Origin of the sequence: Nonomuraea gerenzanensis, assembly GCF_020215645.1 — a bacterium.
Taxonomy (GTDB): domain Bacteria; phylum Actinomycetota; class Actinomycetes; order Streptosporangiales; family Streptosporangiaceae; genus Nonomuraea; species Nonomuraea gerenzanensis.
In genome coordinates this window covers 3549622-3570824 of sequence record NZ_CP084058.1, presented here as the reverse complement: position 1 = coordinate 3570824, position 21203 = coordinate 3549622, and the positions used below count along the sequence as shown (strand labels likewise).

The window sequence follows — 21203 nt, the reverse complement described above, 5'->3', positions numbered from 1 at the left end:
CCCTACGTTCGCGGTGAGCCAGCGCCCCAGTCGCGGCGCGGCTCACCAGCGGAGTACCTGCGGTACGGGGAACCCGCCGACCAGCGGCGGTAAATCGGGCCAAGCCCGGTGATGTCCCGGCCCAGGCTTGCCACCGTGGCCGTCTCGACCAGAACCGCCGAGTCCGTCGCGGCACGCGGCGCCTCGACCACGGCCTCGTCGTCGATCACGGCGCTGTCGCTGGCAGCGATGCCCGCTGCGCCCTGCATCGTCTCGACGAGCGTTGCGGTGTCGGCCGATGTCAGGCCCACCTCGACCGACTCGACGAGCTGCGCGAAGTCGCTGGCCTGCTTGAGGACGGCAACGTCTGAGACCTCGGTCAGCGCGCCGAGGTCCTCGGCTGTCGTCCCTACCGCCAGCGCGGCAGCTTCGTTCAGCACTGCGTGGTCGCTGGAGATCGGGCCGATCGTCTCGGCGATGGCCACCGACTCGGCCAGCGTGCCGCTGTCGCTGGTCGTCACCTGGACGTCCACCTGGGCAGCTTCAGCTGATACTGCTTGGTCCGTGCCGGACCAGCCGACCGTCAGCATCGACGTCTCGACCAGCGACGCTTGATCGGCACCGGCCTGCTCGGCGGCGAGGACGGCGGCTTCTGCCAGCGTCGCCGCGTCCAACGACGTGATGCCGGCCGTAGCCGCTGCCATCTCGGTCAGGGTTCCGGTGTCGCTGCCCGCCTTGGGGATGCCGTCCGGCAGGACGGTGACCGCAGACGACTCCGCCACAGCTCCCGCATCGGCCGCTGACTTGGTCACCTGCGGAGGCCCGCTGACAGCCGGGGCGATGGCCAAGGTGTAGCCGGCCCGCCACTCCACCGCATCAACCGAAGCCACGAAGTCAGCGGGCGACGTGGCCGCGTTCGACTGCAGCGCACGAGCCGCCGCTGCCAAGACGGTGTAGGTCCGCGACTGGACACGAGTCAGCGGTGTCAGCCCATCCGGCGTTGTAAAGGTCATGGCAGTGCCGAGCGCGTAGGCCGCGACCAGCCGGACCTCAACGTTGCTTCCCGAGTCCGGGGTGATGCCTGGCGTTGTGATGTTCAGGCCGGTGCCGTCCGTCGAGCGGACGATCTTGGGTGTCGCCGTCAGCGATGCGTCCTTGATGGCCACGATCAGACAGGTGCCGTCCGAGCCGCTGCCCTGGGCGAAGACGTACGCGGTCGGTTCGGATGACCCCGCACGCTTCCACCACACTCGGATCGCCTGAATGACGCCGAGTTCGCTGCTCCCGTCCAGCGAGTCCAGCGGTTGCCACGCGCTGCCGCCACTCGGGGTCGTCATGTTTGCGGTGGACCCCCGGTCCGCCGCTTGGATCCCGATCAGCACATCATTCGCTGCGACCCCGGCCGGCGCAGTGACGTTGTAGCTCGACGAGCCCGACGTGCCCGTTGAGGTTGAGCGGATCGTCGGCGGTGTACCGGCCGCTGGCGGCTCGCCCACCCAGCGTGCCTCGACCAAACGCCCGCTGTCACTGCTGGCCTTGGCGATCTCCGGCACGTGGGCGACTGCAGCCGTCTCGGTCAGCACCGCGCCGATGTCGGTGGCGCTCTTGGTCTCGCCGGGGACAGTGAACTGGATTTGGTCGATCCAGGCAGCGTCCCGCCCTCTGTCTATCGAGTCGTCCTTGGTGTAGAGGAAGGTCACCTGCGACGCGCCGGTCAGGGTGAACGTGGCCTCAGTCCAGTCCACCTCGCCGGAGTTGAGGAGCACTTCCACGTCGTCGATCAAGACGTGGAACTCGTCGTAGTCGAGCTCGGACGACACCTTGTAGTAGAAGCTCAGGGATGTCGCCCCAGCCGGGACGATGACCACGACCTCCGTCGTAGCTTCTCCGCCGATGTCGGCGCTTTTCAAAGACCACGACGTGCCGAGGGCAGCGAACTCGTTGTCCCGCGCCCAGTCGCCCTCGATGGTGAGGGCGAAGGTGTCGTCCTCGAAGTCCTCCAGGATGGTCGCCACCGCGCCCCCTCCCCGTCAGGCAGTCGCGTGGCTCAGGTCAGGGAGAGCTGCACCGTGAAGACCCAGGACGCGGCGGCCGTCTTCGTGCCGAGGGCTTCCACCTTGCGGTTGAGCATCCGCCCGCCGGACGCGCCGTTGAACACGCCCCACTCGGCCCAAGCGAAGTTCGCTTCGGCCGTGGAGAACGTCGCCCTGAAGGTGACTGTGTTGGCGGCGGCGCCGGTGCTGTCCGTGTGCTGCGGGTACCCGGCGTCCATGCCCTTGCGGACCTTGTTCGTGCCCTGCAGGTCGGTCTGCAGCGGGTCCGCCGCGGCGGTGCCGTCGCCCACACCGATCCTCGCGTTGGTCGCGTCGAACGCGGCTACGGAGGTGCCGCCGGTGAGGCGGTGCCACAGCGCGGACACGCCGCCGTACATCAGCGCGTTGCCCTCGCGCTCGATCACCTCGAACGGGACCGCGTCCGGGCCGGTGTCGTCGCCGTGGAACTTCTCCAGTCGCCAGGTGCAGCGCCACCGCGCGGCGTCGTGGCGGCCCAGGCCGGCCGCCAGGTGGCTTCCCTCGGTCAGTCGCGCGGTCTCCCGCATGGTGCCCTCCCGGACATGCAGAAGGGCCACCCGACGCGGATGGCCCTGACGTTGTGAATGCACGATGTGGCGTAGGCGCGGCCCCGGCCTGGTAGCCCCTCAACTACAGGGCCGGAACCGCGCCCGGTGCTCGACGCACGCGGGTGGACGTGCGGAGCAACGCACCCCTCAGCCCGCCACAGAACGGGGGTGCGCGTTCATGGTCAGTAGACCGGCTGCAGCAGTGGCAGCCAGGCCGCTTGCGTGGTGTGCAGGCCGTACCGGACAGCGTCCAACGCGTGGTCATCAACCTTCACGGGAACGTCGTCGCCGCGCTCGGCCTTCTTGTCGTCCCACGCGTACGACCCGACCTCGTCGAGGAACCCGGACACCGAACGATGCACCCGCAGATGATCCGCGCCGAGCAGGTTGCTGACGGTGCGGATGCCGTCGTTGACGGAGTTGTCACCCATGGTCGGCGTGAAGCCGTCGCGCTGGAGTTGCGTGATGAACGACGCGGCGGACGGGTCCACCACGACCCACTGCGGCCGCACCCCGTGGGTGCCGGGGCCGTAGGTGTCGGGGATATTGTCGAGCCACGTCGCGAGCTTCTGCGAGTACTCGGCGTCGGTGAGCTGCCGCCGCTCGGCGCGGGAGTCCCAGCGGAACTCCGACGCGAGGTAGAGGCGCCGCTGGCCGGCGTTGTCCGGAGTGGACACGCCGATGAGGACGGCGTCGAACGGATTGACGGTGCCATAGTCAACGCCGCAGGCCAGCCACCGCTCCATGGGCGGCAGCACGTCCACGACGTGCCGGTCTGGGTCGAACATGTCGTAGATCGCGCCCTCGGCCATGACCCACTGGCCCAAGATGAATCTCTTGTACCAGAGCCCGGTGTACTCGGCCTTGAGCGCCTTGACGTATGCCGGGTCCAACGCGGTGTTGTCGTCCAACCTGAAGTGCCAATGCCGCAGGTCAAGCTCGTACTTGCGGTCAAGGAACTGGCGCTTCAACCAGTGGTTCGGAGCATCGGGATTCGTCGTCCCGAACAGCTTGGCGCCCGTGACGCTGAGCCGGGCCAAGAGCTGGTCCCAGAACTCCCGCTCGATCAGCGTGATCTCATCGACGTAAGCCCCGGCACAGGTCATGCCTCGCAGCCGGTTCTCCGACCGGGCGTCGTTCGACGAGATGATCTCGATGCGTCGCCCGAGGATGTTCGCCGTGGGAGCGCCTCGGGTGTAGATGATCCGCCGCGCGATCGGGCCGGTGATCGCCGGGTCTTGCAGCACGTCAAAGACGTTCCGGGCGATCGTGTCCGATGTCTTGCCCACGATCACCAGCGAGCCCCCGCGCGGCGCGTTCGCGACGTACATGACCCAGCGCAACAGGCTCGCGATCGTCTTTCCCGACCGGATCGCGCCCGACCAAATGTTCAGGCGCGCTGTGGACTCGCCGATCGACCGGAGCTGCTTAGGCGACAGGTTCAGCGGCGTCGGCGCCGGCGTGCTCACAGGCCGTCCCCCGACTCGATCTCACCGATCACCTCGGCCTCGAGGATGGTGTCCGTGTCGGGGTCGGGGATGGTGTGCCGTTGCTGTATCTGGAGCAGCAGGTTGCCCAGCAGAGACGCCATGTCGCCGTCCGCGATGCCGTTCCGGTTGATCAGGTCCAGGCCCAGCAGAGCCGACCGCCGGTTGATGCACTTCAGCGCCGTCTCGCAGGCCTGAACCTCGCCCTTGACGACCTTCGGCCACAGCGAGGCCATGATGCGGTCGAGCCGGTCGATCTCCAGCTTGAGAAGCTGCTCGCTGGCCATCTGCTCCTGCTTGGCGGCCTTCTGCAGCGCCCTGTCGATGTCCTTCGACACCGAGGCCGCGCCCGAGTAGCCCAGCCGCTCGGCGATGACCGTGGGCGACACTCCGGCGATCCGCATCTGGACCGCCTGGTAGCGCCGCTGGGAGATCTCGACCTGACGGGCCTTGCTGACGACCATGAGGGCTGCTCCTGAACTACTACGCTTCTCGGGTGCGGATGCGGATGCTGACCGTCCGGCAGCCATGGGCGGCGTTGCTCGTCGCGGGCATCAAGGACGTGGAGAACCGGAGCTGGGGCACGCCGTATCGGGGCAGGCTCCTGATCCATTCGGGCCTCAAGATCGACGCTGAGGGGTTCGAGCTCATGGAGGAACTGGGGATCGTCCTCGACGGGCCGATGCTGCGCGGCATGATCCTCGGGTCGGTGAACCTCGTGGACATCCGCCAGGACAGCAGCTCGCTGTGGGCCCGCGCCGGGGTGAATCACTGGCTGGTCACCGACGCTCGACCGGCCGTCACGCCGATGCCCGCGGTTGGGGCGCTGGGGCTACGGCCGGCTCCGGCCGGGTGGACGAAGGCCTTCGCTGCCTAGATTCGCGGTGCCACGTACTCGAACGACACGACACCGAGACGGCGCGGGTCGAGCGTCTGCGCGTGCATCCACTGGTGCTTGGAGCGGGTGCCGAGCTTCTTCTGGCCCTGGATCATCCGCCACCGCGGCGACGCGCTTCGGTAGGCGATCAGCGCCGGATGTGACGACACCGACCGGTAGCGGAACCCCTGCTCGTAGAGCCGCTGCCCCATCCATTCGGAGAAGCGGCTCCCGATGCCGAGCCCCTGATAGTCCGGCAGAACCACCAGCCGGTGCTCCATCTTCAAGTTCCGCGTCGCGGGGTGCTGGAAGTGCCGGTAGGCCAGGAACGCGACCGGCTCGCCGTCGATGAACCCGGCGAACTTCTTGCTGGAGCGGTGCAGCTCCGTGCTCAGATAGTGATGACGTGCGAAGACGGGCCAGAGCTGGCCATCGACCGGCCGGATTTCGAGTTGGAGCGCTGGTCGGGGTTGAACCGACCTCCACTCGAACGATCCCGTTGAGACGTCAAGCACCCAATCCGGCTGAAGCCACTCCAGCACGTCGTAATGGCAGGTCACCGCGACGAATTGGCGGCCGCTGCGCCGTACGGTCTTCTGGATCGTGTGGCTCGCCACCTTCGCGACCTGGCGGTCCACGACGCTCGTGAACTCGTCGATGACGACCAGGCCGCCAGACTCGGCCAGGGCCCGCGCGATCGTCGCCCGGAACGCCTCTCCGTTGGACAGTGTTCGGAAGGGCCGCAACCACGCCGGCGGGGAGGACAACCCGACCGCACCCAGCAGCGCCACGATGTCCTTGACGGACATGTCCGGCGGGAAGTCGTCCACCAGCGATCGATCACCAGACCAGGTATACGGGCTGGCGATGTGGTCGGGCCACAGGTGCCGCGCAATGCTGGTCTTACCCGCCCCGGAGGGGCCGACGATCAGGCCAACGCTCCATGACCGGTCCTCGATGGGCAGGCTCATGGCCCAGGAGTTGCTCAGCTTCTCTCCGATGGCGACGTCGAACATGCCCTGGAGCTGGAGGACCCGGGCCGAGAGCTGAACGGGGGACGACAGAGTGATGTCAGCGCGCACCTTGCCTCCTTCGGATCTCGTGCACGTTTATGAGTGCCTGTGTCGGTATCTGCGCACTCACGGTTAGGTCACAACGAAGACTGCCAGCCCAATCGGGGCTTCAATATTCATTGACTGTCAGCGACTCACCGAGGGGAGGATCAGGTGGATCGACGAGAGCAAAGATCGCCTAGGACGGCCTACTGGCCAAAGGCCGTTGCTATCACAACTATAGGCGCCTTCGTGGTGGGCGTACTAACACTTATTGTGCAGGTCCTTCAGAATGACACACCCTCGAGCACCAGCCCTGCACAACCTCAGTCGAGCATTTCCGGAGAGTCTTACACTCCTACTACAGCACGCACATTTCCATCCACAATCGTTCCATCATCAACAGACCCGATCCCAACCAAGACCGTTCGACCGCCCAGCGAAGTAGGCGACGTTCCCGGCGCATTTATCGGCAGCTTCAAGGGTATCGTTAGCCAGCCCGATTCTCCGTCGTACAAGAAGTATCCCGTAACCATGACGATAACGGGTGGCGAGCTCGGGGACCCGATCGGGCATACAACGTATGGCTTGCTCGGCTGTAACGGCGTTTTAAAGCTGATTGACTTCAGCAGGAATCGGATAGTAGTGGAGGAAGAACCTGACACCCTAAACTGCGCTGTGGCCACAATAACGCTTATCCGGCGCGACCATGACCAGCTCTCGTATTCATTCAGAGATGGAGCCGGACTAGCCACACTGCGCCGAATCGAATCTTAGAAGCTCAAGCTTACATGAGGGCACGGACTTTATAGCCCTGCTCCACCATGCGTCCGAGCAGCTCTATCTGCTCGGCTTCATTTTCACAGGTGACGACAACACCCCAGACGACGGGCCGCGTGTAAGTCTCGGCGTCCCCCGGTTCGGGCAGCTCCTCCTCGTCGTCGGTGCCGGCTTGGTCGGCGCGGCCACCGCCCGAGGCCGGAGCGCGGTCGGGGGTGAGGGCCACTGCGTTGTCGGCGGCGATGGCGTCGGCTAGGTCGTCGAGATCCTGCTCCGTCCAGCCGGTGCCGTCGAGGTGGTTCAGGCTGCGCAGCAGTTCGGTAAGGGCCTGGTCGTCGTACCCGCCGATCTCTGCCGTGCGGTTGTCGGCGAGGAGGATGCGCAGCGCGGCGTCGTCGTCCACGTCGAGGATCAAGGCGGGCACCTGGGCCAGGCCCTTAGCCTTCGCGCCCCGCCAACGGTGCTCACCGGCGATGATCCGCATCCGCGACTTCTGCACCAAGATCGTGCCGTAGAAGCCGTTCTTCTCGATCGACTTTGCGATCACATCCACGTCGCCCCGGTGCGGGTTGTCCGGGTGCGGTTCCAGGTCACCGACCGCGACCATCCGGTACTCCTGCAGCGCGATCTTCGCCATCAACCCTCCCTTGACGCCCTCGGGAGGGCATGTCATCGAATGCTTGGGGTGACCCGCAGGTTTCCCAAGAGGCACTGTCGAAAAGGAGACGGAGGGCCCGGCCATGAGTAGTCCCATTTGGACTCTCGCAGCGGTCGTTCTCGGCGCGTTGCTTTCCTTCGCTGCCACTACGCTCACCGAGAGCAGACGCGTTCGGCGGGAACGCTTAACCCGATGGGATGAACAACGACTCGACGCGTACACCCACTACCTAGCGGCGGTCACCCACCAGATCACGATTTCTAGACGAGTTGCCGCTACCATCGGCATCGGCCCCGAGCTCCCCACCATCGAGCTGCAGCAGGCCGCTGAGCTGCTCAGTTCCGGCGAGATAGACCGTGGCCTCGCCTTTCAGGCCGTGGCCATCTTGGGAGAGAGCACCACGGTCGAAGCTGGCCACCGTCTCAATCGAAGCCTTTTCCAACTCGAATGGATAGCCCGACAGCTCACACCAGCATCCGAGAGGAGCTGGAAGGAGGCTTCTAGAGAGTTCAGTCACGCCCGTGACGCGTTCTACACATGCGTCCGCCACGAGCTACAGGTAACCTTCCCCCACCCGACACCAGAGTGAAGCGGGATCAATCTTAGGCATCCGACAAGCGAGCGGGTGTACCCCTGCTCGAAGATCGGCTTCGAGCAGGCCAGAACTGGCCTCCACGGTCGTGTAGGACGTACTCACCCGATCGGCCACGGATGGCGGTTCACAGACGAGGCAGTGCTGATTCGAGAACGTGCCGATTCAGGCCCGACAGCCTACGACCTCGGCGCCGACAACTTGCACGGCCTCGATGAGCTCCGACGCGTGCCGGTACTCCTTGATCTCCATGGCTATCATCTCCTCTCCGCCAACAGCAGGTATCCCTGGCCCACATGTGCGATGCAAGCGATAATGCAGGCATGAGTACGGCGGTGATAGCTGCCATAGCAGGAATTCTCGGGATCATCATCGGCAGACTCTGGGATACTCGATCAGAGTCCACACGCTGGCGTCGCGATCAGAAGGTAGCTAGCTATCAGCGTTTCGCCGAGCAATTTCAGTCGGTCTATGAAGGCATTCGCTCCGTCGCCTTGGCAGATCCCGGAACTGACAACTTCCAGAAAGCGGTCGAAGAGGCTCGGCGCGATCGCGCCTGGGACTGCGCCCTCACTGCGGTATGGCTTCACGGATCACCCGCCGTCGTCGCCGCAGCCAACTCGCTGGACAAATCCATAACGAAGCTGTTCTACGACGCCCAGGAACGTGTATTCCTGGTAGAGGACTGGCACCGGGAAAGACTGCACTCGCAAGATGCATTCATACAGTTCGTTAATGCGGTGCGCGAAGAGTTGGCCCTTGCGCCCGTAGACTTCAACCCTTTCCCGCAGGCTTCCACCTAAGCATCCACACTCCGGCCAGTGGGCCCTTTAGCTAGGCGCCGCCCGTGAATGTTGCTCTGAGATATACACATCCCGCTGATCAGCGTCCCAAAGGCTCCAGAGCACAACGAATACGATGATTCGTGCACCGCATCACCAGACCCGCACGAGCCGGAACTGCTCTACGTCCTCGGCATGCCCCACCGAGTACCGGCAGCCGCCGCACACCGCACGGTCGGTCCACGTGCCCAGGTTGATCGCACCGCAATGGTGCAGCCATGCCGCCTTATCCAGCGCGCTCATCCTCGACCTGGGCACGTGATCCCCCTACTCCAACAGCGACGCCACCACCTGAGAAGCGTCCTTCTCCAGCCGATCCCGGCTGTGCAAATAGATCTCCGTCGTGGACACGTCGGCGTGGTTGAGGTCGAGCTGGATCTGCCGCATCGCGACGCCGGCCTCCTGCGCCAGCGACGCGTAGGTGTGCCGCAGGGAGTGCGGCGACACCTTCGACGTGATGCCCGCCTGCTTGGCGATGCGCTGGACCAGCTCGAACGCCTTCGACCTGCTCCAGCGCTGGCCTGTCGAGGTCGCGAACAGCGGGCCCGCCAGGTCCTGCAGCTCGACCCCTTCGCGGCGCGCCCGCTCGGCGAGGTAGACGTCCAGGGCGTGCGTCGTCTCCACCGGCAGACGTCGGGTGATCGTGTCGCCGCCCTTCACCGTGATGCGCAGCGTCCGATAGCCGCGGGCGTACCCGAGGTCGTCGATCTGCGCGTTGATCGCCTCGGAGATGCGGATGCCGGTCTGCAGCAGCAGCCGGAGCAGCGCTGAGGTGCGCAGCCGTTCCCGGCCGTGGTCGGCGTCGGCCGCCCGCAGGAAGTCCTGCGCCTCCGTCTTCGTGAGCGCGACCGTCTCGGAGTGCTTGCGCGGGATCTTCGGCCGCCGCGTCTTCTTGAACCGGTTGGCGTCGAGGGCTTCGGTCGCGTGCAGGTACTCGTACCAGGACGACACCGACGACAGCACCTGAGCGACCGTTTTCGGCTTCGGCGGCCGGCGGGCCGTCTCCTGGTACCAGCGGGAGAACACGTCGCCGTGCGGCTTGCGCGCCTCCAGCGGGTCGAGGCCGGTCTCCGCGCAGAACTCGAACCACCGGCGGATGTTCCGCTCGTACACCTCGCGCGTGTTCGGCGAGTCGTACGACCACAGCCACGCGCGGGTCAAGTCGAGGATGATCGGCGGGAGATCGAGCGGTAACGCGAGGGCGGCGCGTGGCGCCTCAGCCAGCTCAGTACCGGGTAGGCCGGTAGCGGCCGGGTGGAGCCGGTCGCTTCCGTGGTTGCTCATGAGAGCACCTTTCACGAGGGATGTGGATCACTCGTGACGGTAGCACAGAGAGCGGAACATAATTTGGATTATGTTCCGGTCTTAGTGATCTTGTTTCAAGCTGTCACGTAGCAATCCGATCACGGTGCCAGCACCTCGCAATTCACTGCGCTGCAATGAAGGAATGGATCGTCGATACATTGCCGCAGCCATGTCCCTCGTAGGGGGCGTCGCTATGGCAGCTGCGGTGTGGCTCATCGAGGACAGCATCCCGAAGGCCACCACAAGCGGCGTACTCACGGCGGTCGTGACATACCTGGTCCTGGCATACTTCTACGCCAGGGTGCTCGGCGGCGCGTATGAACGACTGAGCCAAGCCAAAGAAGACCCTGCCGAGAAACTCCACCGTCGCGTCCAAGCCGTCAACCAGGCCTTCGCGGAAGCCGCCACTCTGATGGATGAACTCCAGCGCGACCTCGAAGCTCAACAGGCGACGCGCGAAGCACTCCTCGCCGAAGCCAAACACCAGCAGCGGCTCCTCGAACTAAACAAGGACGAGGCCGAGAACATCCGACAAATCCTCTTCGGCGAGACCAAGAAGACCATCCGCGCCGAGCGTCGGCGCGAATTGGTCATCTTCCTCGCCGGCGTGCTCCTGTCCGCCGCGCTGTCTATCCCCATCGGCATCTGGGTGAACAACATCAGCTAGAGGGACGCCAGAGCGTTCGAATTCACAATGTGCCGCCACCACACATGACACTATTTCCGACTCATTTGCACCAAATAGCTCACAGGGTACTTCAGCCTCGGACAGCTCTGCCACATTGGGTCCAATGGAAGAATGACGGTTCAAGAACCGGACCTGCAGGATCAGCAGAAGCTTCTGGACCAGCTCAACGAGGATGAACCCGAGGACGAGCTAGATCCAACCACTCAGCGACTCATCACCGCGCTAGGTTGCACCATCTGCGCCATCATCGTGATCCCATTGCTGGTACACCGTGAAAGGATAATCGACGCCGCCCTCACATGGTTGAACGAGCTCGGCAGCCTTCACTGGTTAGGCGCGAGCGGCGAGTACACCCTCCGGATCATTCTGACGCCCAAAGGCGAGGAAGCGGTGTTCTGGGCGATCCTTGTGGTGCCGATGCTTGTGGTTTTTAGTCTTTGGGACCACATCCAGACGTTCAGGCGAGCGCAACGACATGCGAGCCTCCTCCGCAAAGCGGACAAAGTTCACAACCTCCAGGCGAAGATCGTGATAGACGCCCGGCATAGCACCGACCGAATCAACTACGACCTGCGAAGACGCAAAGCCGAGCTACGAAAGACGATGGCAGCGACCCAAGAGGCCTTGGAAAAGCTCGAACACTACCAAAACCTCATCGAGCTCAGCGACGAGAACGCCGAACGTGTTCGCGAAATCCTCAAGATAGAAGCCAGAGCGGAGCGACTCCTGCAATGGCGGATGTTCGGCGCCGGCCTCATCATCTCCGCCATGTTGTCTGTCCCCATCGGCATCTGGGTAAACATCATCAGCTAAACCGCGGCGCGCACCTTCCGCACGCCACCCCGCGACCGCAGCGTCACCTGCTCCTCCTCCAGGAGACGGTGCACGAACCCGTACGAACGGCCGATCGACTCCGCGATGTCGCGGACCGAGTCGCCGACGGCGTACCGGCGGACCACCTCCGCCGCCAGCTGGGCCCGCTCCAGGCCGACGATGCGCTTGTTCTTCGCGATCTTCATGAGGGGAACTCCTTCGTCAAGCCGCCCGAGCGAGACGGGCTCGAAGCCCATCACGAGCTTCCGGGGTTGAGGGGACAGGATCGCCGCGCCAGATGCAGCCCTCAATCGTGGCCAAGTCGTCGAAGTCGTACACGACCTCACGGCCGGCCCGGCCGAGGACACGCGCCCGGTAGCGTCGCGCCCACTGCCGAACCGTCACCGCAGACCTGTCAAGGCGGGCAGCAGCGGTCTTCGCCGTCGCAGGGGACATCAGCACCCCCCGAACAGCGGAAAGCCCCCGAACCATGATCGGTCCGAGGGCACACGTCTCTCCGTCGCCCGGAAGTGTTACACACCCACCCACCGAGCGCAAGCCGACAGCGGCACCGCAATCAACGAGCCGCTTCCTCCTCCACCCTCGCCGACGCCTCCCGCTCCGAAACGTGCGACCCACACGCGGCACACACGTAGAAGCCCGCCTTCACATCCCAGCGGAACGACCGCTCACCACACCGGCACCGCGCCGGCGTCCACGCAGGCGGCTCATCCCCGACCAGCCGCTCCAACACCAGCCGCCACGACAGAGCGAAGTCCACCAGGCCCACCAGGTCCTCCCGCACCAAGACGCTCTCCAGCCGACCCGACTCCGACAGCCAGCCCACCGCACGCGACCGAGCCACCGCCGACCTCGCGCCGCCCAGACGCGACCCAGCCCCCAACCACACCCGTGCTCGATCCTCGAACTCCAGCAGCCCGCCCGTCAGCTTCTCCAGCAGCTCCCCCACCGGCGACACCGCAGGCTTCGGCCGCGACCCCGACACCCTCGACCACTTCGACGGCGGCCGGAACCCATCCGCCTCCCGAGCGAGCTGCGCAGCGAACGCGTCCACCTCCAACAACGCCGCCCGCACCGACGCCGTACACCGACCACACACCAACGGCTCCCCCGGCCGCCACCGAACCTCCGGAACCTCCGGCTCCACCGGCGGCTCCCCCGACTCCCCCGCCCGTACCCACTCATCCACGGCGTCCGCATGCTCATCACGAGCCGCCTCGAAAGCAGCCCACGCCCGCCGCGACCTCGCGTTACACGGACCCACACACGCGCCCGACACCACCGACACCCCAGAAGCAAGACCAGACACGGCACCCCCGACCCCGAGACGAAACGCCCACAAGGCTACAAGATCAAATTCTTTTCGCAGGTACCAAGCCGAATGCAGCCATGGCCGGCCCCGATCCGGGGCCCCCGGGGGGCATGCGGAAGCGCCGAACCGCGCGATGCGGTCCGGCGCTGGTCGCGCGTCGCGCTACACGCGAACGCCCGCACGGTCGGCAAGCTTCTGCGCGTTGTGGGCGACGCGCGCCACGTCATCCCACGAACGGCGCTGCGTGTGCGCGCGTAGCACCTGCAACAGGTACAGCGCTCCGGCGATGTACTGCCCGGACTGCTTGCCGCTCTCGCTCGTCGCGCGGTTCTCCGCGCCTACGAACTCCGCGCTACTCCAGGTCACACAGATAACGCCGGTGTCGCTCCGCTCCGTCTTCACGTCGAGATACACCATGTGCTGAGCCAGCACGGCGCAGCACACGGCAACCGTGCGCTTGACGGCTTCGAGCCGGTTCCGCTGCTGAGCCTCGCGGCTGCTCGGCTGGACGTTCGGCAGCGTCGCGAAGAACGGTCGAATGCCGCTCCCACGAAGGACGTAGCCGATCCACGGGGTTCGGGGGGCAAGCCCCACGACAACGAACGTTCTTCCCCGATACTCGGGCCGGTCGCCCTGGTAGGTGACCTCGGTGCCGGGCGGGAGGTAGGCGGCTAGGGCGTCGGCTGCCTCGCGGGAGATCTTGCCCGCGCCGCGCTGCAACATGCTGCCCAGCTCGCACGGGATGGGCTCCTTGGTGCACGGGCGGCATCGGCTCATGTGGTCCCTGACGGACCGGTGCGCGTTCAGCGCGTGCTCTCGGGTCACTTCTACCTGCTCACGGCGGATCATGTTGGGGGCCTCCTGCGGCGTTGTGGTGTTGGTGAGTAAGGGGTGGGCGGGCGCGCCCGTGGTGGCGACACGGGCGCGCCCGGTGGGGGTTAGGCGTCGGCCTTCTCGGCGGCCTTGACGTCGGCCTCAGCGGTCAGAAGCCGGATGATCTCCTGCACGCGGTCGAACGACATGCCGCGCTCCTCCATGACCTCCGCGTACGTCTCTTCGCTGTGGTCGGCCTTGAACTTCTCGGCGAACTTCCACACGAGGCGGACGGCGGCCGTGTCGGCGGCGACCTTCGCGGCGGCCTTCTTCCGGGCCTCGATCTCCTTGCGGTACTCGGCCATCTCGGGAAGCTCAGCAAGGAAGTTCTGCACCTTGGTGGCGCTGGTGCCGGGCACCTTGCCCAGCTCCGCGAGAGTCGCCTGTCCGAAACCGAGCTGCGCGGCAACGCGCATGCCGATCAGGGCGTACGTCGTGAACTTGGGCGCGTTCTTGCCGGTGCCGAGAGTGGCGATGTACTCGGCGGGCAGGTCCTTCAGCTCATCGCCGGTGATGATGCGGTCGGCGACGCTGCCCTCAGCGTCGGCGTTCGCCAGCTCGTCAAGGCGGCCGGAAGCGGCCAGACCGATCACGACGTTGCCGGTCGGGCGGGAGATGCCCTGACGGGAGAACGTGGCCTTGTGGGCGACGGTCACGCGCTCGATGGCGTCGAAGATCTCGGCGGGGTTGATGCTGATCTGCATGGGTGGTGCCTTTCGTGGTGTGGGTGCCCGCCCGCACGGTCCGGGCGGGCGAGTTGGCTAGAGCTGCCGTGTGTCGTCGATAGCGGAACCGCTGTTAGCAGGCTGACCAGCGGTTTCGCTGGCCGCTCTGCGGTTGCGGCGTCGCCGCCTGATCAGCAGTCCGAGCGTGGCGGCTCCGACTGCCAGCAGGGCGGCAAGCCACGCGGCCCACACGGTCACGGGGTCGCCGTTGGCCGTGTTCGCCGCGTCGATCTTGCCGGGTTCCGGCGTGTCCGCCGTTCCGGGGTCGCCCTGGTCGCCCTTGGGTTCGGGCGATCCGGGCTTGCCGGAAGGGCCGGGGCTCCCTGCGGTGCCGTCCCGTCCGGCGGGCCCTGCGGCTCCGGTCGGCCCGGGGTCGCCGGTGCCGGGCGGGCCGGACGGTCCGGCGCTTCCGGTGGGTCCGGGGTCGCCCTGGGGTCCGGTCGGTCCGGGGTCGCCCTTGGGTCCGGTGTCGCCCTGCTCGCCCTGGGGGCCGGGCGGGCCGGACGGTCCCGGGGGGCCGGACGGTCCGGCGGGCCCTTGCTCGCCCTGGGGTCCGGCGTCGCCCTTGTCGCCCTTGGGGCCGGGGACCGGTACGGCGGTGACGGTCGCCGTTGGGCCGGGGTCGCCCTGGGGTCCGGGCGGCCCGGAAGGTCCGGGGGTTCCCATCGGCCCGGCGTCGCCCTGGGGTCCGGGCGGGCCGGACGCGCCGGGTTCGCCCTGCGGTCCCTGGGGGCCCATCGGCCCGGGGTCGCCTTGGGGGCCCTGGGGTCCGGGCGGGCCGGGGGGACCGCTGACAGTGACGGTCGCGGTTGGTTCGTCCGCTACCAGCGTTGCCGTGGTCACATCCCCTCCTGCCTGCGTGTTCGCTACTAGGAACGCGAGCGCCGCAACTGCGGTGAGCCACGCGAGCCGTTCGCTTGTTCGTATCTGCACATGACAAACGGTAGACCAGTGCGGATTTTGGGGGGCCCAATTTCTGTAACGGTTTTCCGGCGGCTTTATAACGGTTAGATCACAAAATGGGCCGGCCGGAGGGCAAATCGAACAGGCGTTCTACTGATAGTCGGTACGGCTGATCGTCTGCATTGGCACAGAATCGCCTAGACCGCCGACCGCCGACGCGCCATCCAGCCCCGGCTCGCATTCCCAACTCTTAATCTTGATTGAACGCTCTCAGATCGACGTAGAGCGCTCCCCCATCCCGGAGGTACACCTCGATACCGGAGGACCGGTGTTTGTCCCTCTGCGTCCACCTCAGAGCGTTCTGTGGGGTGCGTCGCGCATCTCATGGTGCGTCAGATGCGTCATGAAGCGTCTCCGGGCATGCGAAAACCCATCAGCGACGAGGAGGTGGCTCAGCCTCGTTCTGATGGGTTTCCGGCTCGGTTTGGCTGCTCTTTGACCTGTTTTCGCGTGGTTCCGGCGGCCTGCCTTGCGGGTGCGTTCCGCGTTTGTGCTGGTAGCAGGCTTGCGGGGTGTCGTTCTATCCGCCAACCTGCGGGTCACGCGTCGGGCATGGCCTTGGCGTCGGCCGCGCACCCAATGCAGGGGATGGGCTGCCAGTGCAGGTTGCACCGGCCGGCGGGGCGGTTGGTGCGTGTGGCCTTGGCCTGTTCGCGGGCTTCGTGGTTGCGGGCGGTCTCGCGCCAGGTGCGCAGGTCCGCTGCGGGGATGCCCGCGACGTACACGTGCAGGGCCCGGCGGACGCGGTTTTCGTGGGCGATGGTCTGGGCGATGCGCTCGGCTTCGTCGAGCGGCACTCCGATGCGCTTGGTGATGACCCGGGCGGCGCGGCTGACCGCCGGGGTGTCCTTCTTCTCCCCCTTACTGATCTTGTCGTCTTCTGGGTGGTGGTCGGCGGCTGGCCGGTCCGGTTCCTCCTCGACCCCGTACGGAGATGAAGAGGATTGAAGTTGAGGAGTGGAGAGAGGATTGGGGGGAAGTCCAGACTTCCCCCTTTTGACCCCAAACTTCCCCTTTTGCGGTCCAGACTTCCCCCTTTCGGTCGCGGAAACGGGGAAGCCTGGACTTCCCCCTTTTCCACCGGTCTCCCGGTTGTCCACAGCGTCATCCACAGGAGAAACGGGGAAGTCTGGACTTCCCCCTTTCCGGTCCCCCGTGGACCCGTCCGGCCCCGAAACGGGGAAGTCCGAGGGGCCCGCTTCGAGCTCCAGGTCCAGCGGACGCGGCGGCTGCCCGGGCAGGTACCCGGGCATCGGCGGGATGTAGAACACGGTCGCCTTCCGGCGGCCGCCCCCCGATTCGAGCACGACGAGCAGACCGGCCTCGACCAGCCGCTCCCGCATCGCCTTCACCGACCGCACGTCGATCCTCGCCCAGTGCGCGATCTCCTCGCGGGTCAGCCAGCCGGTGCGAGTCGCGTCGTTGATCCTGCGAGCGATGGCGATCAACGCGAGCAGGTCCCTCGGAGGCGTGCTCTTAGGCGCGTTGATCGCCACCTCGTCGGCCAACTTGTAACCCATCAGGCCCCTTACGTGCTGGTATTCCAAGGGAGCCACCGAGGGAAGAGGCGTCCCGCAACGATAGCGGTACCGCTATTAGCGTTCATCCGGCTCGTGGTGGCCGACCCGTCAGGTCGTACGTCCGCCGCCGGCCGGGATCGGACAGGACGTGGTACGCCTCCCCGATCTCCTGGAACCGCGCCGCCACCTTCGGGTCAGGGTTGACGTCGGGGTGGAGCTGGCGGGCGAGCCTGCGGTACGCCTTCCTGATGTCGTCCGGGTCCGCGGTGCTGGTGACGCCGAGCAGGTCGTACAGCCGTCCGGCCGGTGGTGGTGCGGGTCTGCGTGGCGGCCGCGGTGGTGGTGGCGGCGGGGTCTGGACGCGCGGTTTGCCGGGACAGGTCGCAGCGTGCGGCATCATCCGCTTCTCCGGCGGAACGAGCGGCAGGTCCTCGGTGATGCGGCGGGATCGGAGGATCCCGTGGACGTCCCTCCAGACGGCGGTGTTGCCGTCCTCGTGCGGGGCCAGGTCAACCGCGAAGGGGACGCCGGCCACGGTGCGGGTCCAGCGGACGAACCGCCCGCACGGCATCTTGTCCTTGCTGCCCTTGCACGGCTTCACGTCAGCGCGAGAGAACACGCCACTCCCCCGTGTCCGATCCGGACAGTTCGATCACGCGGTGCCTCCGTTGTACCGGGCGAACACGGCGTTGATGGCGTCCAGCTCCGTCTTCACCTGGTCGCGTTCGGTCTTCATCTCGTCCAGCTCGACGAGGAGGTTGTCCCGGTCGGCGCGCATCTCCTCCAGCGCGGTGCGGGCGTCGTCGCGTTCGCGGATGGCCTGGTCCCGCTCGGCCTCGGTCCGCTGGATGGCCTGCTCGAACCCGAGGAGCGCCCGGAGCGCGGGGCCTGCTGTGGCCGGCGGCGCGGTGTCAGCCGGGGCCGGGACGGGTGTGGGTGTCTTCTTCGTCGAGGCCTTCGCGGCGGCGGCTGCGACGGTCCTGAAATCGGGCTTCGGGGTGGTCTTGGTGACGGTGAGTCCGCCGTCGTTCCACTCCAGCGCGATCCACCAGACGGGCGGGTTGGCGCGGGGCCGGTGGCAGCGGGTGTGCTCGGTCCGGTTCAGGTACTGGCGGACGTCCTTCTCGTGCTCGGAGTCCCAGTCGGGGCAGGCGGCCTTGATGATGTCGGCGAGGGCGCCGACCCACTGGACGCCCGGGACGTTGCCGTTGGTCAGCGGCTTGTCTCCCTGGTCGCGGGCGGCGTCGCGGAGCAGCCCCCAGAGCGCTTCTGCGTCGGCGAAGATGTCGCGGGGCTTGGTCCGGACGACGGTCGCGGTGTCGCCGATCTTCGGCACTTCGGTGTCTCCTTCGGTGGTGGCGGTGGTGGTGTTCTTGGTGAGGTAGGCGATGACTTCGGCTTCGCGGGCGTGCAGCATGTCCGTGTACGACTTGGACTCGACGGGGCCGGGGGTGTGGAGGAGTCCTCCTGACACGTACGGCTTGATGCCGTTCGCGAGGGCTGCGCCGACGAGTTCGTCAACGCTCCACCAGGTGTCACGGGGCATGGTGTCGGCTTTCTCGGGTGTGGCGGGGTCGGTGGCGGCGACCATGGGTGAGGGTTTCGTGGGGTGGTCGTTCAGCAGGGATCGGATCTTGGTCTTGTAGTTGTCGAGGCCGCGGCCCATGGCCTGGAGCGGGATCTCTCCGGTGCGGCCGTTCTCCGGGTTGGTGATGAGGAACTTGCCGTTGGCGAGCTGCATCGTGAAGCCGAGGCGTTCCGTCTCGGTCTCGACGAGCTTCTTGACGTCGGACTTGTTTGTCATATGGCGGGCTCCTTCCGGATGCGTAGGCCGAGGTGGTCGGCGTACGCGGCGGTACCGGCTGCGCCTCTGCTGGAGGGGTGCAGGTGGGCCAGGACCTCGAAGGCGCCCCTGCGGCTGGCGGCGACGCCGAGCATGAATCCGTTCCGGTACGGCCCCGCTGACCTCGACAGGGCGGGGATGTGACACGGCGCGGGGTGCGTCTCGACGGTCACGCCCGGCGTGTGGATCGCCCATTCGTACGTCCACCGATCCCCGCCCGAGGGTTCGTCGGTGTCGGGGTTGTAGCCGACGATCACGTGGAGGCGTCCGCGGGCTCGCGCCAGCATGGACTCGAGGTCGGCGCGGACCCGGTGACGGGCGGCGCCCCGCCACCCGGTGTAGACCAGGGTGGCGGGGCGCGGGCTGACGAAGGCTTCGAGCTGGTCCCGGAAGTGCTGCCGGACGTGGTCGGCAGCTGCGGGTGGGACGAGTTGGTTGTCGAGACTGCGGTTGAGCATGATGAGCAGGACGGCTCGCTCGCTCGCGGTGAGGTGGTTGAGCATCAGCCGTCCTTGTGAGTGCAGGTGTCGGCGGTCTCGCCATGCAGGGCGAGGTGATCGGGGCAGGGCCAGGTGGGGCAGTCGTCGTTGGTGCAGACGGTGACGGGCCGGGGCGCGCACATCGCGCACATGATCAGGACCCCGGTCACCCACTGCCCGCAGTGGGCGTCGCAGGAGACCCACATCTCGGTCGTGGCGGGCTGGTGGCGGGCGTCGATCCGGTCGAACGCGGCGCGCAGGTCAACGCCGTTCTGAGGGGCGTCCGTGGCGGGCATTTCAGTCCTTCCGATGGTGACGGGCCAGTTCACGGCCTCATCGGTGATCACGAGAGAGGCGCGCTGGCCCTGAAAGGTCCGGCGCGCCTTCATGCGCTGCTTGATCTGCTCTGGGGTCGGTGGAGTCCAGCCGTGCCAGCCGGCCGCTCGCGTCCAGCGCTGGAAGTGGTCGCGCTGCGCGAGGCCGCACCAGCGGCATCCGGACGGCTGCGCCAGCACCCGCTCATCCATGGCCGCGCCGTACCTGGCGCCGCTCGCGCCGCGACATGTACAGCTGAATGCCGTACGCGCCGCCGCGGCGGTGCGCGATCCACTCCGCTTCGACGTAGCCGCCGGGCTCGACGCCGACCGTGCGTACGGTCTCGACGAACTCCGTCATCGACATGGGGAACATGCGACTCTCGTCGTTGAGCCACACGACGTAGCCGGCGGCGCGGCCGCGGGCGAACTGGCCGAGCTGGAGTCGCGCGGTGAACGACTCCGGTGCGCGCCAAACGATCTCCCCTTCCGGGGTCCATGCGGCGCGCAGGAGGTTGCCGTACTCGTCGTACGGCACCAACGCCTTGTCGTCGTCGAGGTCAGTGGTCACCGTCGTCCCCCTTCGTAAGGGCGAGCTGGGCCAGGGCGTGGCGAGCGAGGGCTGGTCCGCGCAGCCCGTGCGGAGGTCTCGGAGGTGCGGGCGCCGGTGCGGGCTGAGCCTCCGGCGGCTCGCTCCATCCCTGGGCGATGAGCCAGGTGATGAACTCGAACGCGAAGTCCGTCGTGCTGGCCCGCTCCCCCGGCTCGGAGTGGTCGCGGTCGTACGCGCGGTGCGCGAGCGCCTTGATCGCGTTCTCTCGGGCAGCGGTCGTCACGGTGCTCTCCTTTCTCGTGCTGCTTTGCGTTGCAGGCGCCGCCGGTAGGCCGTGCGCTCGTCCTCGTCGAGGCCTCCGGCGACGCCGTACTGCGCCGCACTGACCTGCAGATGGAAGTCCAGGCAGTCGGCCTGGGCGGGGCAGGTGCGGCAGAAGTGCTTGGCCCGCTCGATGCGGTTCTCCTTCTGCTTGGGGCTCTCGCGGGGCTCGCCCTCACCGGGGCCGAAGAACAGGACCAGGTCCTGTCCTCGGCAGGCGGCACGGTTCCGCCACCCCTTGCGGCCGGGCATCAGCGCCTCCGCTCGATGAGTTCCATTTCGCGGGCGGCGGCGCTGTACCGTTCGACTTGGCGCAGCGACATCCGCGTCTCAGCGGCGATCTGCTGCAGCGTCTTGCCGTCGTTGATCAGCGCTGCGATGCGTTGCGCCTTGGCGAGGCTTCTCGGCGTGACGGGGATCCAGGCCGGTCCGTCCTCGGGTCGGATGACGTGGTAGCCCGCGTTGCCGAGGGCGTCGAGGATGTCGTCGGCGCTGGGTGAGGTGGACGTGAGGGCGTCGGAGATGACCTCGGTCGCCGTGTTGCTCATGGGTGTCGCTCCTGCTCGACTGCCTGATTGCGGTTCCG

General features: G+C 66.8%; 26 protein-coding genes. 4 read left to right on the top strand and 22 right to left on the bottom strand.

Annotation, left to right across the window (positions count from 1 at the left end):
* Positions 1-2: 2 nt before the first annotated feature.
* From LCN96_RS17085 to LCN96_RS17070, 4 genes are all read right to left on the bottom strand, one after another.
* The gene (locus LCN96_RS17085) at positions 3-1994 is read right to left on the bottom strand and encodes a hypothetical protein (protein ID WP_225273629.1); all 1992 of its coding nucleotides are present in this window, start codon (positions 1992-1994) and stop codon (positions 3-5) included.
* Positions 1995-2026: 32 nt separating this feature from the next.
* The gene (locus LCN96_RS17080) at positions 2027-2578 is read right to left on the bottom strand and encodes a hypothetical protein (RefSeq protein WP_225273627.1); all 552 of its coding nucleotides are present in this window, start codon (positions 2576-2578) and stop codon (positions 2027-2029) included.
* A 203-nt stretch (positions 2579-2781) separates the two neighbouring features.
* Complete coding sequence (locus LCN96_RS17075; protein WP_225273626.1) at positions 2782-4068, bottom strand: PBSX family phage terminase large subunit; 1287 nt, start codon at positions 4066-4068, stop codon at positions 2782-2784.
* Positions 4065-4550 carry a hypothetical protein gene (locus LCN96_RS17070; RefSeq protein ID WP_185112864.1) on the bottom strand — a complete coding sequence of 162 codons (486 nt, stop codon included), beginning with the start codon at positions 4548-4550 and terminating at the stop codon, positions 4065-4067. The genes LCN96_RS17075 and LCN96_RS17070 overlap by 4 nt, the downstream gene beginning before the upstream one ends.
* A 38-nt stretch (positions 4551-4588) precedes the next feature.
* Here LCN96_RS17070 and LCN96_RS17065 point away from each other — a divergent pair, with 38 nt between their 5' ends.
* A complete protein-coding gene (locus LCN96_RS17065) occupies positions 4589-4963 on the top strand; it encodes an ASCH domain-containing protein (RefSeq protein ID WP_225275995.1) in 375 nt (124 codons plus the stop codon).
* On the opposite strand, the gene LCN96_RS17060 is transcribed toward LCN96_RS17065, so the two are convergent.
* The 3 genes from LCN96_RS17060 to LCN96_RS17050 form a co-directional block, all read right to left on the bottom strand.
* A complete protein-coding gene (locus LCN96_RS17060; protein ID WP_225273625.1) occupies positions 4960-6045 on the bottom strand; it encodes a GNAT family N-acetyltransferase in 1086 nt (361 codons plus the stop codon). The genes LCN96_RS17065 and LCN96_RS17060 overlap by 4 nt on opposite strands.
* 757 nt (positions 6046-6802) lie before the next feature.
* On the bottom strand, positions 6803-7432 hold the full coding sequence (locus LCN96_RS17055; protein WP_225273624.1) for a ParB/RepB/Spo0J family partition protein: 630 nt from the start codon (positions 7430-7432) through the stop codon (positions 6803-6805).
* 250 nt (positions 7433-7682) lie between these two features.
* A complete protein-coding gene (locus LCN96_RS17050) occupies positions 7683-7871 on the bottom strand; it encodes a hypothetical protein (protein WP_225273622.1) in 189 nt (62 codons plus the stop codon).
* A 497-nt stretch (positions 7872-8368) separates the two neighbouring features.
* On the opposite strand from LCN96_RS17050, the gene LCN96_RS17045 reads away from it, so the two are divergent.
* Positions 8369-8848 carry a hypothetical protein gene (locus LCN96_RS17045; RefSeq protein ID WP_225273621.1) on the top strand — a complete coding sequence of 160 codons (480 nt, stop codon included), beginning with the start codon at positions 8369-8371 and terminating at the stop codon, positions 8846-8848.
* A 132-nt stretch (positions 8849-8980) separates the two neighbouring features.
* Here LCN96_RS17045 and LCN96_RS17040 read toward each other — a convergent pair whose 3' ends face one another.
* On the bottom strand, positions 8981-9130 hold the full coding sequence (locus LCN96_RS17040; RefSeq protein ID WP_225273619.1) for a hypothetical protein: 150 nt from the start codon (positions 9128-9130) through the stop codon (positions 8981-8983).
* 24 nt (positions 9131-9154) lie between these two features.
* Entirely contained in the window at positions 9155-10048 is an 894-nt protein-coding gene (locus tag LCN96_RS17035) for a tyrosine-type recombinase/integrase (RefSeq protein WP_225273618.1), read from the bottom strand.
* A 337-nt stretch (positions 10049-10385) separates the two neighbouring features.
* Between LCN96_RS17035 and LCN96_RS17030 the strand changes: the two genes are divergently transcribed.
* Entirely contained in the window at positions 10386-10859 is a 474-nt protein-coding gene (locus LCN96_RS17030; protein WP_225273616.1) for a hypothetical protein, read from the top strand.
* Between the two features lie 132 nt (positions 10860-10991).
* The gene (locus LCN96_RS17025; RefSeq protein WP_225273615.1) at positions 10992-11693 is read left to right on the top strand and encodes a hypothetical protein; all 702 of its coding nucleotides are present in this window, start codon (positions 10992-10994) and stop codon (positions 11691-11693) included.
* Here LCN96_RS17025 and LCN96_RS17020 read toward each other — a convergent pair.
* The 13 genes from LCN96_RS17020 to LCN96_RS16960 all read right to left on the bottom strand — a co-directional run bounded on the left by LCN96_RS17020 (position 11690) and on the right by LCN96_RS16960 (position 21165).
* The gene (locus tag LCN96_RS17020; protein WP_225273614.1) at positions 11690-11899 is read right to left on the bottom strand and encodes a helix-turn-helix domain-containing protein; all 210 of its coding nucleotides are present in this window, start codon (positions 11897-11899) and stop codon (positions 11690-11692) included. The two genes, LCN96_RS17025 and LCN96_RS17020, sit on opposite strands and share 4 nt — an antisense overlap.
* Before the next feature lie 371 nt (positions 11900-12270).
* Positions 12271-12861, bottom strand: coding sequence for a TFIIB-type zinc ribbon-containing protein (locus LCN96_RS17015; protein WP_225273612.1), 591 nt, complete (start codon positions 12859-12861; stop codon positions 12271-12273).
* Between the two features lie 327 nt (positions 12862-13188).
* Positions 13189-13875 carry a hypothetical protein gene (locus tag LCN96_RS17010; protein ID WP_225273610.1) on the bottom strand — a complete coding sequence of 229 codons (687 nt, stop codon included), beginning with the start codon at positions 13873-13875 and terminating at the stop codon, positions 13189-13191.
* Positions 13876-13964: 89 nt separating this feature from the next.
* Positions 13965-14603, bottom strand: coding sequence for a hypothetical protein (locus tag LCN96_RS17005; protein ID WP_225273608.1), 639 nt, complete (start codon positions 14601-14603; stop codon positions 13965-13967).
* 1523 nt (positions 14604-16126) lie between these two features.
* Positions 16127-17107 carry a hypothetical protein gene (locus LCN96_RS17000; RefSeq protein WP_225273607.1) on the bottom strand — a complete coding sequence of 327 codons (981 nt, stop codon included), beginning with the start codon at positions 17105-17107 and terminating at the stop codon, positions 16127-16129.
* Positions 17108-17189: 82 nt separating this feature from the next.
* Positions 17190-17726 carry a J domain-containing protein gene (locus LCN96_RS57105; RefSeq protein WP_318528353.1) on the bottom strand — a complete coding sequence of 179 codons (537 nt, stop codon included), beginning with the start codon at positions 17724-17726 and terminating at the stop codon, positions 17190-17192.
* Between the two features lie 33 nt (positions 17727-17759).
* Positions 17760-18911 carry a hypothetical protein gene (locus tag LCN96_RS16990; protein WP_225273606.1) on the bottom strand — a complete coding sequence of 384 codons (1152 nt, stop codon included), beginning with the start codon at positions 18909-18911 and terminating at the stop codon, positions 17760-17762.
* The gene (locus LCN96_RS16985) at positions 18908-19453 is read right to left on the bottom strand and encodes a hypothetical protein (RefSeq protein ID WP_225273605.1); all 546 of its coding nucleotides are present in this window, start codon (positions 19451-19453) and stop codon (positions 18908-18910) included. Before LCN96_RS16985 ends, LCN96_RS16990 begins: the two co-directional genes overlap by 4 nt.
* Positions 19453-19944: a hypothetical protein gene (locus LCN96_RS16980; protein WP_225273604.1), complete on the bottom strand. Its 492-nt coding sequence runs from the start codon at positions 19942-19944 to the stop codon at positions 19453-19455. The genes LCN96_RS16985 and LCN96_RS16980 overlap by 1 nt, the downstream gene beginning before the upstream one ends.
* A gap of 4 nt (positions 19945-19948) precedes the next feature.
* Positions 19949-20314, bottom strand: a complete 366-nt coding sequence (locus LCN96_RS16975; protein WP_225273603.1) for a hypothetical protein — start codon at positions 20312-20314, stop codon at positions 19949-19951.
* Positions 20304-20579 (bottom strand): hypothetical protein, encoded by a 276-nt coding sequence (locus tag LCN96_RS16970; RefSeq protein ID WP_225273602.1) that lies wholly within the window; start codon positions 20577-20579, stop codon positions 20304-20306. Before LCN96_RS16970 ends, LCN96_RS16975 begins: the two co-directional genes overlap by 11 nt.
* On the bottom strand, positions 20576-20869 hold the full coding sequence (locus LCN96_RS16965; RefSeq protein WP_225273601.1) for a WhiB family transcriptional regulator: 294 nt from the start codon (positions 20867-20869) through the stop codon (positions 20576-20578). The genes LCN96_RS16970 and LCN96_RS16965 overlap by 4 nt, the downstream gene beginning before the upstream one ends.
* Entirely contained in the window at positions 20869-21165 is a 297-nt protein-coding gene (locus LCN96_RS16960) for a hypothetical protein (RefSeq protein WP_225273600.1), read from the bottom strand. The genes LCN96_RS16965 and LCN96_RS16960 overlap by 1 nt, the downstream gene beginning before the upstream one ends.
* Between the last annotated feature and the right edge of the window lie 38 nt (positions 21166-21203).